This window comes from Sphaerotilus sp. (genome assembly GCF_013299175.1).
GTDB lineage: Bacteria > Pseudomonadota > Gammaproteobacteria > Burkholderiales > Burkholderiaceae_C > Sphaerotilus.
Genome location: NZ_JAAFKF010000019.1, coordinates 1 through 13,426 on the forward strand (window position 1 = coordinate 1; position 13,426 = coordinate 13,426).

12 protein-coding genes are annotated in these 13,426 nt (G+C 68.2%); 7 read left to right on the plus strand and 5 right to left on the minus strand.

Annotated features, from left to right (window positions below; translation table 11 throughout):
• Positions 1-162: 162 nt before the first annotated feature.
• The 3 genes from boxA to boxC form a co-directional block, all read right to left on the minus strand.
• Positions 163-1,455 (minus strand): benzoyl-CoA 2,3-epoxidase subunit BoxA, encoded by a 1,293-nt coding sequence (boxA, locus tag QZW52_RS05215; RefSeq protein WP_293996027.1) that lies wholly within the window; start codon positions 1,453-1,455, stop codon positions 163-165.
• Between the two features lie 78 nt (positions 1,456-1,533).
• Positions 1,534-2,961 (minus strand): benzoyl-CoA 2,3-epoxidase subunit BoxB, encoded by a 1,428-nt coding sequence (gene boxB / locus QZW52_RS05220; RefSeq protein ID WP_293996029.1) that lies wholly within the window; start codon positions 2,959-2,961, stop codon positions 1,534-1,536.
• 33 nt (positions 2,962-2,994) lie between these two features.
• Complete coding sequence (gene boxC, locus QZW52_RS05225; RefSeq protein ID WP_293996031.1) at positions 2,995-4,677, minus strand: 2,3-epoxybenzoyl-CoA dihydrolase; 1,683 nt, start codon at positions 4,675-4,677, stop codon at positions 2,995-2,997.
• Positions 4,678-4,887: 210 nt separating this feature from the next.
• Between boxC and QZW52_RS05230 the strand changes: the two genes are divergently transcribed.
• Entirely contained in the window at positions 4,888-5,334 is a 447-nt protein-coding gene (locus tag QZW52_RS05230; protein WP_293996033.1) for a MarR family winged helix-turn-helix transcriptional regulator, read from the plus strand.
• Between the two features lie 18 nt (positions 5,335-5,352).
• Here QZW52_RS05230 and QZW52_RS05235 read toward each other — a convergent pair whose 3' ends face one another.
• Entirely contained in the window at positions 5,353-6,912 is a 1,560-nt protein-coding gene (locus QZW52_RS05235; protein ID WP_293996035.1) for a DUF4139 domain-containing protein, read from the minus strand.
• A 117-nt stretch (positions 6,913-7,029) separates the two neighbouring features.
• Here QZW52_RS05235 and QZW52_RS05240 point away from each other — a divergent pair, with 117 nt between their 5' ends.
• Positions 7,030-7,323: a PepSY domain-containing protein gene (locus QZW52_RS05240; protein WP_293996036.1), complete on the plus strand. Its 294-nt coding sequence runs from the start codon at positions 7,030-7,032 to the stop codon at positions 7,321-7,323.
• 25 nt (positions 7,324-7,348) lie between these two features.
• Here the strand turns inward: QZW52_RS05240 and QZW52_RS05245 are convergent, their stop codons facing one another.
• Positions 7,349-8,281 carry a helix-turn-helix transcriptional regulator gene (locus QZW52_RS05245; RefSeq protein ID WP_293996038.1) on the minus strand — a complete coding sequence of 311 codons (933 nt, stop codon included), beginning with the start codon at positions 8,279-8,281 and terminating at the stop codon, positions 7,349-7,351.
• A 142-nt stretch (positions 8,282-8,423) separates the two neighbouring features.
• Here QZW52_RS05245 and QZW52_RS05250 point away from each other — a divergent pair, with 142 nt between their 5' ends.
• From QZW52_RS05250 to QZW52_RS05270, 5 genes are read left to right on the plus strand one after another with little or no spacing between them, the layout of a single operon-like run.
• Entirely contained in the window at positions 8,424-8,891 is a 468-nt protein-coding gene (locus QZW52_RS05250; RefSeq protein ID WP_293996040.1) for a 4-hydroxylaminobenzoate lyase, read from the plus strand.
• A gap of 28 nt (positions 8,892-8,919) precedes the next feature.
• Complete coding sequence (locus QZW52_RS05255) at positions 8,920-10,500, plus strand: benzoate-CoA ligase family protein (RefSeq protein WP_293996042.1); 1,581 nt, start codon at positions 8,920-8,922, stop codon at positions 10,498-10,500.
• A gap of 1 nt (position 10,501) precedes the next feature.
• Positions 10,502-11,320 carry an alpha/beta fold hydrolase gene (locus QZW52_RS05260; protein WP_293996044.1) on the plus strand — a complete coding sequence of 273 codons (819 nt, stop codon included), beginning with the start codon at positions 10,502-10,504 and terminating at the stop codon, positions 11,318-11,320.
• A gap of 42 nt (positions 11,321-11,362) precedes the next feature.
• On the plus strand, positions 11,363-12,523 hold the full coding sequence (locus tag QZW52_RS05265; protein ID WP_293996046.1) for an ABC transporter substrate-binding protein: 1,161 nt from the start codon (positions 11,363-11,365) through the stop codon (positions 12,521-12,523).
• A gap of 33 nt (positions 12,524-12,556) precedes the next feature.
• Positions 12,557-13,423, plus strand: coding sequence for a branched-chain amino acid ABC transporter permease (locus QZW52_RS05270; RefSeq protein WP_293996048.1), 867 nt, complete (start codon positions 12,557-12,559; stop codon positions 13,421-13,423).
• The last annotated feature ends 3 nt before the right edge of the window (positions 13,424-13,426 follow it).

Below are 13,426 nucleotides of genomic sequence, written 5' to 3' on the forward strand. Positions count from 1 at the left end.
GTCCTGCCGAGCAAGGATTTCGCGGCCGAGTCGCCAATACAGGCGAATCAGCTCGCTGTTGACCGCCAGGCTCGCCTTGATGCGGGCCGTGCGGATCTGCTCCTTGAGGGTCTGGAGCCACTGGGCATAGTCTGTCTGCGCGAGCGTCATGGCCGCACGAACTCAGTACGTCTCCAGGTGCAACCGCCCCTGCGCCTTGAGCGCCGCCCCCACCGTGTCCCAGTGCAACCCCGCCTGCTGCGCCACATCGCGCAGCGCCAGCACGACGCCCTCCTCCATCGCCTTCAGCCCGCAGACGTAGAAATACGCATTCGGATCGGCCAGCAACAGCGCCAGATCCGCCGCCCGCTCGCGCAGCGCGTCCTGCACGTACCGCTTCGGCTTGCCCGCTTCCCGCGAGAAGGTGAAGCTGGTGTCGATGAAGTCCTTGGGCAGCGTCTGCAGCGGGCCGAAGTACGGCAGCTCTTCCTTGGTGCGGGCGCCGAAGAACAGCATCAGCTTGCCGCCCTCGAACTTGCCGCTCGCCCGCAGCCGGCGCCGCCACTCGGTCATCGCCCGCATCGGCGCCGAACCCGTGCCAGTGCAGATCATCACGAGGTGCGACTTCGGGTGGTTCGGCATCAGGAAGCTGGTGCCGAACGGGCCGATCACCTGCACCTTGTCGCCGACCTGCAGGTCGCACATGTAGTTGCTGCCCACGCCGCGCACCGGCCGGCCCTGGTGGTCCTCCAGCACGCGCTTGATGGTCAGCGAGACGTTGTTGTAACCGGGACGCTCGCCGTTGCGCGGGCTGGCGATCGAATACTGGCGGGCGTGGTGGGCGCGGCCCTTGTCATCGACACCGGGCGGGACGATGCCGATCGACTGCCCTTCCAGCACCGGGAACGGCATCGCGCCGAAGTCGAGCACGACGTGGTGCGTGTCGTAATCGCTGCCGGCGTGCTGGCCGACCTCGGTGACGCGCACGTTGCCGGTCACGGTGGCCGTCACCGTCTTCTCCGCCGCCTTCGGGCCGTAGAGGTTGGTGTAGGCGTGCGCGGCGGACCACGGCGGCAGCGAGGCGCCGTACTGCGCGCTGTTGAACGCAGTCGCGCCATCGGCCGCGGCCGGCAGCGACACGGCCGCCGGTTCGATGTCCGGCGCCGCGCCATCGGCGACACCGGCTTCGGCCAACTGCTCCGGCGTCAGCTCGGCGGGGAGTTCCTCCCATTCGAGCTGCGCCTCGGGCGTGTAGGCCATCACCCGCGGCATCACCCGCCAGTTGTCGATCGAACCCGTCGGACACGGCGAGATGCAGGCCATGCACAGGTTGCATTTGCCCGCATCGACCACGTAGTTGCGGTCATCGTGCGTGATCGCTCCCACCGGGCAGATCGCCTCGCAGGTGTTGCAGCGGATGCAGATCTCGGGGTCGATGAGGTGCTGGCGGATGACTGCCGTGTCGGCCATGTCCATGGGGGTCTCCAAGTCGTGAAGAAGGGGCCGTCAGGCCCCTTGAGCGTTCGTCCGTCGAGTATGCGGCACTCAACCCGTTCAGTTGAAGCGCACGTACTCGTAGTCCACCGGCTGGCGGTTGATGCCCATGACCGGCGGCGCGATCCAGTTGGCGAACTTGCCCTGGTCCACGACACGGCCCATCAGGCTGGCGACAAACGCCCGGTCACCGCCCGAGGGCAGCCACTGGTCCACCTTGGCGGCCCACTCGGCGTCCGACACCACGCGGCCATCAGGCGCCACCTTCACGCCCGACAGCGCGCCGATGTTGCGGTGGAACGCCTTGTGCGGCACGGTCAGCTTCACCGGGATGCCCGCCTTCTCCAGCACCTTGTTCCAGCGGTTCACGCCGGCCACCGAGTCCTTGATGTAGTCGTCGCGCAGCACTTCGTTCAGCGCGTTGAGCATCGGCACGTCCTTCTCGACCAACTGGCCGCCGCGCACTTCCAGCACCTTGTAGGTCTGGCCGCGCAACTGGTGGTCATCGACGCGCTTGCCTTCTTCGTAGCGGCCCTTCAGACCCGAGCTGTAGAAGGTCGCGGCGTTGCTGGACTCGTCGGCGCCGAACAGGTCGATGGTGACGCTGTAGTGGAAGTTGATGTAACGCTGGATCGTCGGCAGGTCGATCACGCCAGCGGCGCGCAGCTTGCCCACGTCGTCGGTCTTCAGCTCGTTCATCACCTGCGCGGTGCGGCTGATGACGCGGCTGATGCCGGACTCGCCCACGAACATGTGGTGCGCTTCCTCGGTCAGCATGAACTTGGACGTGCGCGCCAGCGGGTCGAAGGCGGACTCGGCCAGGGCGCAGAGCTGGAACTTGCCGTCGCGGTCGGTGAAGTACGTGAACATGAAGAACGCCAGCCAGTCCGGCGTCGCTTCATTGAACGCGCCCAGGATGCGCGGGTTGTTCTCGTCGCCCGAACGCCGCTCCAGCAGCGCCTCGGCTTCTTCGCGGCCGTCGCGGCCGAAGTGCTTGTGCAGCAGGTAGACCATCGCCCACAGGTGGCGGCCTTCCTCGACGTTGATCTGGTACAGGTTGCGCAGGTCGTACATGCTCGGCGCGGTCAGGCCGAGGTGGCGCTGCTGCTCGACCGAGGCCGGCTCGGTGTCGCCCTGCGTGACGATGATGCGGCGCAGGTTGGCGCGGTACTCGCCGGGCACGTCCTGCCACGCCTTCTCGCCCTTGTGGTCGCCGAAGTGGATGGTGCGGTCGGTCTCGCCGGGGTTCAGGAAGATGCCCCAGCGGTAGTCGCGCATCTTGACGTGGCCGAACTGCGCCCAGCCCTGCGGATCGACGCTGACGGCGGTGCGCAGGTACACGTCGCTGTTGGTCGAGCCTTCGGGGCCGATGTCGTCCCACCAGTTGATGAAGTTGGGCTGCCACTGCTCCAGCGCGCGCTGCAGGGTGCGGTCTTCGCTGAGGTTGACGTTGTTGGGGATCTTCTGGCTGTAGTCGATGCTGCTCATGTGTGTGCTCCTTGAACTCGATGCGGATTCAGATCAGACCCGGTTCCAGTCGAACGCGGCCTTGTCGCCCTTGCCGTAGACCTTCAGCGCGCCCTTTTCGCCAACGGCGTTGGGACGCTGGAAGATCCAGTTCTGCCACGCGGTCAGGCGGCCGAAGACGCGCGTGAACATGTTCTCGGGGCCGTTGAAGCGCAGGTTGGCTTCCAGGCCGGTCAGCGCGTCCGGGGACATCGCCACGCGCTCCTCGATGGCGATGCGCACTTCGTCGGCCCAGTCGATGTCGTCCGGGTTCGACGTGACGAGGCCCAGCGCGAAGGCGGCGTCGGCGTCCAGCGCCTGACCGATCGCGGCGCGCACGGCGTCCATCGCCGGCTGTTCGTCGTAGAAGCGGCGGCCCATCCGGCTCTGGCCGGTGACCATCGGGTAGCGGCCGAAGTTGGCCTCGCCGACGGTGAGCTTCGGCGCAGCGGACTCGTCGTCCGGCAGCGCGAGGTGGTAGCTGCGGTCACAGGCGAGCGCCAGTTCGAGGAAGGTGCCCGCGAAGCACGAACCCGGCTCGATCAGCGCGAACAGGCTGCGCGACGAGACATCGAAGCGGCTGAACGTGCGGCGCAGCAGGCCGATCGTTTCGCGCACCAGCCAGTGGTTCTGGTGGGCGGCGAGCGTGGCGTCCATCGCCAGCACGTCGGCAGCGTCGCCCGAGGTCTTGATCAGCCAGGTGCCGATCTCCAGCTCGTTGGTGCGCATCGTCAGGATCGCGTCTTCCAGCTCGCGGGCCATCACCAGCGGATACCAGGCGGCGCCGGCGGCTTCGATGCCGGCGATGTCGGTCGGCTGCACGCCGGTGGGGGCCTTGACGGTCCAGGTCGCCGTGCGCTTGGCGCGGTCGATCTCGACGGTGACGTTGGCGTAACGCAGCGCGTCGGCTTCGACCGTGCGCTCGACCTGCACCAGCTCGACGCCCTTGCCATCGGCGGGGCGGTCGCTCTTTGCGGCGAGTTGCAGGGCGCGTTCCTGCACCTTGGCAGCGAACTGGGCCGGCTTGACGATGTCGTCCACGAGGCGCCAGTCCTTGGCCTTCTGACCACGCACGCCTTCGACGCTGGTGCAGAACAGGTCGGCGAGGTCGTGCCGCACCTTGCGCTTGTCGGTCACGCGGGTCAGGCCGCCCGTGCCCGGCAGCACGCCCAGCAGCGGCACTTCCGGCAGCGACACGGCGGACGAGCGGTCATCGACCAGGATGATCTCGTCGCAGGCCAGCGCCAGCTCGTAGCCGCCGCCAGCGCAGGCGCCGTTCACGGCCGCCAGGAACTTCAGGCCCGAGTGCGTCGAGGAATCTTCCAGCCCGTTGCGCGTCTCGTTGGTGAACTTGCAGAAGTTGACCTTCCAGCCGTGGCTCGACACGCCCAGCATGAAGATGTTGGCGCCCGAGCAGAACACCTTCTCCTTCGCGCTGGTCACGACGACCGTGCGCACTTCCGGGTGCTCGAAGCGGACGCGGTTGATGGCGTCGTTCAGCTCGATGTCCACGCCCAGGTCGTAGCTGTTGAGCTTGAGCTTGTAGCCGGGACGCAGGCCGGCGTTTTCGTCGAAGTCGGCGGCCAGCGTGGCGACGGCGCCTTCGAACGACAGCTTCCAGTGGCGGTAGCGCGACGGGTGGGTGCGGTAATCGACGGCGGCGGGGACGGTGGCGGTGGCAACAGCGGCATCACTCATGGGACAGCTCCAGAGGCGAGACGCACGGTGGTGCATCTGGTGGGAATGGGGTGGGGGTCGGGTGACTCAGTGAATGCATGATATTGCATGTACTGACGCGACGCAATGCATTCCAGTGCGTGTTGTCTTGAATTCGGGTAACTACGGGGCCTTGCAGTGTCGATTTGCTTGATTTATAGTTGATATATCAAATACAAAGAAAGCATTTGCATGTCCACGACCAGTACCTCACTCGAACTCTGCCTGCGCCTGACCCGCGCCTACGCCGTGCTGACCCGCCGGCTCGACAGCAAGCTCTCCAGCGTCCACGGCCTGAGCTTCAGCGATTTCATGGTGCTGCACAGCCTCTCCCGCGCCGAAGGCAGCCGGCTGCGGCGCATCGATCTGGCCGAGCGCATGGGGCTGACCGCTTCAGGGGTGACGCGCACGCTGCTGCCGCTGGAGAAGATCGGGCTGGTGGGGCGCGAGTCCGATCCGCGGGACGCTCGGGTCGGCTATGCGACGCTGACCCCGGCAGGCGAGGAGCTGCACGGCTACGCGCTGGCGTCGGCCGAGGTGATCTGCCAGGACGCCACGCAAGCGGTGTCGGGCGAGCAGTTGGCGGCGGTGGTGGAGCTGCTGGGGGGGCTGGCGGGGATCAACGCGGCGAATGCCTGAGTCCCTGCCACGGTCACGTCACCGCCGCTCGATCACCGGCAGATCCTTCGCATGGCCGATCAGGTACTCCGCCCCGAAACGCGCCTTCTGCCCCGGCGCCAGCGTCTGCGTCCAGGCGACGACACCCGGCTGGTCTTGCCAGTCGCCGGGCTGCGGCGCGGGCGTGAACTGGCGGGTAACGGTGATCTTCTCGTCGGTGCTGACCGGCGTCGATTCGAGCACCTCCAGCGTCACCGCGGTGCGGCGGCGGTTCTCGACCTCGTAGAGGCGGCCGACGCGGCGCTCGGTGCGGGTGCCGATGAAGCCGGCGCTGGCGGTCTGCTGCGTCACGGGCAGGTTCTGCACGCGCACCTGCTCGTCACGACCGAAGGACAGCGCCAGCGTCTCGCGCTCGCCCAGGCGCCAGGTGGTGCGGCCAACCACCTGCGTGCCGCGCAGCAGTTGCAGGCTGCCGTCGGGCCAGACGCCGTCCGGGCGCGCCACCTCGGCGATGAGCCACGCGCTCGGGTCGGCCTGCGGGACGGTCTGCACCTTGACGCGGGCGGGCCAGCGTTGTGTCCCGAGCGAGAAGGCCACACGCTGCCCGCCCTGCGCGACATCGACCTGGCCCGGCACCTCGAATTCGGTGGCGAACTCCCCTTGGCGCACCTGCACGGCGAAATCCATCGACTCGGCGGACTCCATGGCCGAACCCTTGCGCGCCATCAGCGCAGGCGCGGGAGCGGCCATCGCCATGGCGACGGGTGCCACGGGCATCGGCGGGCGCGGTGAAATTTCCCAGCGCCGCGGCGCCGACCCGCTGGTGGCCGACTGCGGCGAGCCGGTCGAGAGCCGCAGCGCCACGCCGGCCCAGTCCTCGCCCGTGTTCTGGCTGACCTGCGCCTGGCGCTCCATCTCGACCGTGGCGGCGGCTGGGTCCAGCGTGGCGCGGTAGGCGGGCGCCCAGGTCGGGCCGGTGGTCTGGTACTGCAGGCGCAGCTCCCCTTCGGCCCCCGCCTGGAGCTGCACGCGCAACTGGCGCACCTCGCCGCCGCCGGGCTGCTGGCGGTCGCGCTCGGCTTTCAGCGGAGCGAGTTCACGCTCAAGCTTCTCGCGCTCGCGCTGGAGGCGGTGCTGCTGCTGGTAGGCGTCCTGGCTGGTGCGCTGGACGAGGGTGAGGGTCGCGGCCAGCGGGGGGGTCGCGGTCGCACCCTTCAGCAGCCCGAGCACCAGCTCCTGCGACGCATGTTCGGCCGTCAGCGCGGCGAGGCGGTCCTCCAGCGCGGTGATGCGGCCGTCCAGCGGGCTGGTGCTGCAGGCGGGCAGTTCGCTGCGCGGGCGCGTGGTGGCGGTGACCGGGCCGAGGCGGATCGGGGCATCGGCTTCGAAGCGCAGCGAGGCCATGTCGAACTGCGGACTCAGGCAGTTCAGCACCACCTCGCGGGCACCGGCCGGCACGCGGGCGGTGCGTTCGACGACAGCGGTGCCGGGGTAGACGGTGACGCGGGCGATGCGCGAGGCCAGGTCAGCCGCCGAAGCCGCGAGCGGCATGTTCAGCAGGACAGCGGCAGCGGCGAGAACCAGAGGTGGTGTGTTCATGGCGGTCGATTCTGAATCGAAGATTGACACTGGATCCGGAGTGAATCCGAGAGAAACCTGCGGGCAACAGTCCCGCGGCACGATGCACCTTCTTCAACGCGCCACAAGGACATCCGCATGACCCGCCACCACCACCCCATCCGCCAAGCCCTCGCCTCGCTCGCCCTCGTGCTGTGCGCACTCCCGGCTGCCCACGCCACCGGCCTGGCCACCTGCGACTCCGGCGCCAAGTCCGGCTGGCAGAGCACCGACGTGCTGACCAAGCAGCTCACCGACAAGGGCTGGCAGGTGCGCCGCATCAAGGAAGACGGCGGCTGCTACGAGGTCTACGCGCTCGACGACAAGGGGCAGCGGGTCGAGGCGTATTTCCATCCGGTGACGCTGGCGCCGGTGCCGACCAAGGCGCGCTGATCGCTGGTCGCGGCCCGCCGGCCGCTCAGGCCGGCAAGCCCAGTGCGACCCGCAGTTGCTGCCGCAGCGCCGTGAAGCTCTCCGGCAAATCCTGCGCACTGGTGTCGAACACCAGATCCGCCTTCTCGTAGAACGACGACCGCCCCGCCAGGATGCGCCGCAGATCCTCCATCGCCTCGTGGCTGCCCGCCATCGGGCGCAGGTCGCCTTGCGCGGCCACACGCTGCATGTGGTCCTCGGGCGTGGCCTGCAACCACACCGTGGTGCAGTGGCCGAGCAGCAGGTTGAAGTTCGCCGCGTCCGACACCAGCCCGCCCGGCGTGGCGATCACCACCTCGGGGTAGATCTGGATCGCCTCCTCCAGCGCGCGCCGTTCATAGCGGCGGTAGGCGTTGGTGCCGTAGAGGTTGTGGATCTCGCTGATGCTGCAGCCAGCGAACTGCTCGATCTGCCGGCTCAGTTCGATGAACGGATAGCCCAGGTCGTCCGCCAGCATCTGCCCCAGCGTGGACTTGCCCGCCCCGCGCAGGCCGATCAGCGCGATGCAGTGGCCACGCCCACCCCCCTGCGCCGACGTGCCCGCCGCGAACAGCCCGGCCAGCGCCTCGCGGGCGCGGCGCAGTTCGGCATCGCTGCGGCCCTCCAGCAGCTCGCGGATCATCAGCCACTCGGGCGACGAGGTGGTCACGTCGCCGATCAGCTCGGCCAGCGAGCACTGCAGCGCCCCCGCCACCTGCTGCAGCACCAGGATGGACGCATTGCCCGTGCCGTATTCCAGGTTCGCCAGATGCCGCTCCGACACCTCCGACGCCTGCGCCACGGCCTTGCGCGTCAGGCCGCGCCGGGCGCGCAGATCCCGCACGCGCTCGCCCAGGGTCACCAGCAGCGGGTTCTTGGCTTCGTCAGCCGAGGAGGGGACAGCGGCCAGCGCCGACGCTTCGAGGGAGTTGACCTGCATGGGGGAAAACACTATGTATGCACTATATTGCTTGACACTGAACGGACCGAGAACTATCGTTCATCGAAAGCACAATAGTGCATGTTCATGCGGGCTGCAAGCCCCACCAGATCAAACTAGATCAAACCCGGACCCCACCACCATGTCGCAAGCCACTTTCCGCGCCGCGCTGGCCGAACTCGGTACACAGATCGCCGGTCGGCCCCTCGACGCCGACCTCGACGCCTGGCTGAACCTGCACCATGGTGCAGACAGCGAGACGTACCGGCAGCTGGCCGCCGAGATCCACACCGGCGTGGCCGAAGGCTGGCTGTGCAACCGCGAAGGCGGCGGCCTGCGCTACGGGCGCATCTTCAAGTCGGCCGACGACCTGGCGCGCTGCTCGGTCGATGTCGTGGACATGGACAACGTGGTCGGCCCGCACCACCGCCACCCCCACGGCGAGATCGACCTGATCGTGCCGATCGACCCGGACGCCCGTTTCGACGGCCGCGGCGCCGGCTGGCTGGTCTACGGGCCGGGCAGCGCGCACCGCCCTACCGTGTCGGGCGGTCGGGCGCAGGTGCTGTACCTGCTGCCCGAAGGCGCGATCGAATTCACCGGCCTGTGACCGCCCCCGGCACGCCAAAGGACACCCCATGACCGCTCTGATCTCCGGCCAACCCTTCAACTTCGCGCAGCACCTGCTGGCACTGAACACCGGCCGCGCCGACAAGGCCGCCTTCCTCGACGACCTCGGCGCACTCACCTATGGCGCACTCGACGAGCGCGTGCGCCGGCTGGCCAGCGGGCTGCGGGCGCTGGGGCTGAAGCGGGAAGAGCGCGTGCTGCTGCTGATGCAGGACGGCAACGACTGGCCGGTGAGCTTCCTCGGCGCGATGCACGCCGGCATCGTGCCGGTGGCGGTCAACACGCTGCTGACCGCCGACGACTACGCCTACATGCTGGAGCACTCGCGGGCGCAGGCCGTGCTGGTCTCCGGCGCCCTGCTGCCGACGCTGACCGCCGCGCTGGTCAAGTCGGACCACGAGGTGCAGAAGGTCATCGTCTCGCGCCCAGCCGCGCCGCTGCACCCGGCCGAGGTCGAGTTCGAGGCATTCCTCAGCGCCCACGCCCCCGCACAGAAAGCCGCCACCACCAGCGGCGACGACCCCGGCTTCTGGCTCTACTCGTCCGGATCGACGGGCCGCCCCAAGGGCACGGTGCATTCCCACGCCAACCCCTACTGGACCGCCGAGCTGTATGGCAAGGGCGTGCTGGCGCTGACCGAGGACGACGTGTGCTTCTCGGCGGCCAAGCTGTTCTTCGCCTACGGGCTGGGCAACGGGCTGACCTTCCCGATGACGGTGGGCGCCACCACGGTCCTGATGGGCGAGCGCCCCACGCCGGATGCCACGTTCAAACGCTGGCTCGGCGCGACCGCCTCGCAAGCCGGGGTGAAACCGACGGTGTTCTTCGGTGCCCCGACCGGCTTCGCGGGCATGCTGGTCCACCCGAACCTGCCGGCGCGCGACGCGGTGACGCTGCGGCTGGTGTCATCAGCAGGCGAGGCGCTGCCGAGCGAGCTGGGCGAGCGGTTCCAGCGCCACTTCGGCGTGGACATCGTGGACGGCATCGGCTCGACCGAGATGCTGCACATCTTCCTGAGCAACCGCCCCGACGCGGTGCGCTACGGCACGACCGGCTGGCCGGTGCCGGGCTACACGGTGGAGCTGCGTGGCGAGAACGGCGGCACGGTACCGGATGGCGAGCCGGGCGACCTCTACATCCAGGGGCCAAGCGCCGCGATGATGTACTGGGGCAACCGCGACAAGACCCGCGACACCTTCCAGGGCGGCTGGACCAAGAGCGGCGACAAGTACGTGAAGAACGCCGACGGCACCTACACCTACAGCGGCCGCAGCGACGACATGCTCAAGGTCAGCGGCATCTACGTCTCGCCGTTCGAGGTCGAGGCGACGCTGGTGCAGCACCCGGCGGTGCTCGAAGCGGCGGTGATCGGCGTGATCGACGCGGACGGCCTGACCAAGACCAAGGCGTTTGTCGTGCTGAAACCCGGCGCCGAGGCCGACGAGGCGACGCTCAAGGCGTTCGTGAAGGACAAGCTCGCGCCGTACAAGTACCCGCGCCAGATCGAGTTCGTCGCCGACCTGCCCAAGACCGCCACCGGCAAGATCCAGCGGTTCAAGCTGCGGGACCAGGAAAAAGCACAGGGCTGAGATGGCGCACGACACCGCCTTCGCCGACATCGACTGGGCCGACCGCCCGGTGCGCATCGAGTACCGCCGCATCGCCGCCCCGGCGGAGGCGCTGACGGGTGCTGCGCCGCTGCCGCTGCTGGTGTTCCTGCACGAGGGCCTCGGCTCGCTGTCGATGTGGCGCGACTTTCCGGATCGGCTGTGCGCGCGGCTCGGCTGCGCGGGGCTGGTGTATTCGCGCCCGGCGTATGGGCAGTCCACGCCGAAACCCGCCGACGAACGCTGGCGGCCCGACTTCATGCACCGGCAGGCGCGCGAGGTGCTGCCGCCGCTGCTGGACACGCTGGGCGTGACGCAGCCGTATGCGCTGTTCGGCCACAGCGACGGCGGCTCGATCGCGCTGCTGCACGCGGCGATGTTCCCCGAGCGCGTGACATCGCTCGTCGTCGCCGCGCCGCACCTGTTCGTCGAAGACCTGACCATCGCCAGCATCGAGGACGCCCGCACCGCCTACGCGACGACCGATCTGCGCACGAAGCTGGGTAAGCACCACGCTGACCCCGACTCCGCCTTCCGCGGCTGGAACGACATCTGGCTCGACCCGGCCTTCCGCGACTGGAACATCGAGCGCGAAGTGGCGCAGGTCCGCTGCCCGGTGCTCGCCGTGCAGGGCCACGACGACCAGTACGGCACGATGGCCCAGATCGAGCGCATCGCCGACCGCTGCCCCGACCGCACCACGCTGCTGAAGCTCGACGCCTGCGGCCACAGCCCCCACCGTGACCAGCCGGAAGCCCTGATCGACGCCGCGGCCGATTTCCTGCATCGTCACACCCGTTGAGACACACTCACACCCCCTTCAGGACTCATCAGGAGACATGACATGACCCCCTTCTTCACCCGCACCCTCGTCGCCACCGCCCTGCTGTCGCTGGCCGGCGGCGCCTTCGCCCAGGACAAGATCAAGGTCGGCTTCATGCTGCCCTACACCGGCACCTTCGCGGCCCTCGGCGTGGCGATCGAGAACGGCTTCAAGCAGTACGTCGATGAACAAGGCGGGAAGCTCGGTGGCAAGACCATCGAGTTCGTCAAGGTCGATGACGAGTCCGACCCGTCCAAGGCGTCCGACAACGCCAACAAGCTCGTCAAGCGCGACAACGTGGACGTGATGGTCGGCACGGTCCACTCGGGCGTGGCGATGGCGATGGCCAAGGTCGCCAAGGACAACAACACGCTGCTGATCGTCCCCAACGCGGGCGCCGACGCCATCACCGGACCCTTGTGCGCGCCGAACATTTTCCGCTCGTCGTTCTCGAACTGGCAGCCGGGCTTTGCCATGGGCAAGGTCGCCGCCGACAAGAAGATCAAGACCGCCGTGACGCTGAGCTGGAAGTACGCGGCCGGTGACGAGTCGGTCAAGGGCTTCAAGGAAGGCTTCGAGGCGGGTGGCGGCAAGGTGGTCAAGGAGCTGAACCTGCCCTTCCCCGGCGTCGAGTTCCAGGCACTGCTGACCGAAGTGGCCGCCCTCAAGCCGGACGCGGTGTACGTGTTCTTCGCGGGCGGCGGCGCGGTCAAGTTCGTCAAGGACTGGGCGGCTGCCGGCCTGGGCGCCAACATCAAGCTGATCGGCGCGGGCTTCCTGACCGACGGCACGCTCGAAGCACAGGGCGACGCCGCCAAGGGCCTGCTGACCACGCTGCACTACGCCGACGACCTGACCAACGCCAAGGACAAGGCCTTCCGTCTGCAATACGCCAAGACCTACAAGCTGCAGCCGGACGTGTACGCCGTGCAGGGCTACGACGCGGCGCAACTGCTCGGCGCGGGGCTGGTGGCGGTCAAGGGCGACGTGGCCAACCGCGACGGGCTGGTCAAGGCGATGGAGGCTGCCAAGATCGACAGCCCGCGCGGCCCGTTCACGCTGAGCAAGGCGCACAACCCGGTGCAGGACTTCTACCTGCGCGAAGTCACCGGCAAGGTGAACAAGAACGTCGCCATCGCCGTCAAGGGTCTGACCGACCCGGCCCGCGGCTGCAAGCTCTGACCCCTTCCTGACCACTGACCAGCGCACGCCCCGATGGACCTCACCACCTTCCTCATCCAGTGCCTGAACAGCGTGCAGTACGGCCTGCTGCTGTTCCTGGTGGCCTCGGGGCTGACGCTGATCTTCGGGATCATGGGCGTGATCAACCTCGCCCACGGCAGCTTCTACATGATCGGCGCCTACCTGGCGTTCAGCTTGAGTTCGCTGTTCGGCAGCCTGCCGCTGGCGCTGGCCGTCGGGGTCGTGCTGGCGGTGGCCTTCGGCTACGTGCTGGAGTGGGTGTTCTTCAGCTACCTCTATGACCGGGAACACCTGCAGCAGGTGCTGATGACCTACGGGCTGATCCTGGTGTTCGAGGAGCTGCGCAGCATCCTGGTGGGTGACGACGTGCATGGCGTGGACATCCCCGGCTGGCTGGCGGGTTCCATCGCCATCGGCAACGGCATGACCTACCCGGTCTACCGGCTGGCGGTGTCGGCGGTGTGCCTGGCGATGGCGCTCGGGATGTACCTGCTCATCAGCAAGACGCGGCTCGGGATGATGGTGCGCGCCGGGGCGACCAACCGCGAGATGGTGCAGTCGCTGGGCATCAACATCACGCTGCTGTACCGGGTGGTGTTCGCGGTGGGCGTGGCGCTCGCCGTGTTCGCCGGGATGATCGCGGCGCCCGTGTCGTCGGTCTATCCGGGCATGGGCGGGCAGGTGCTGATCATCTGCTTCGTCGTCGTCGTGATCGGCGGCATCGGTTCGATCAAGGGGGCGCTGGTCGCGGCGCTGCTGATCGGTTTCGTGGACACCTTCGGCAAGGTGCTCTGGCAGGAAGGGGCCGGTGCGCTGGTCTACGTGCTGATGGCGGCCATCCTGCTGTGGCGCCCGGCCGGTCTGTTCAAGGCAGGGTGATCG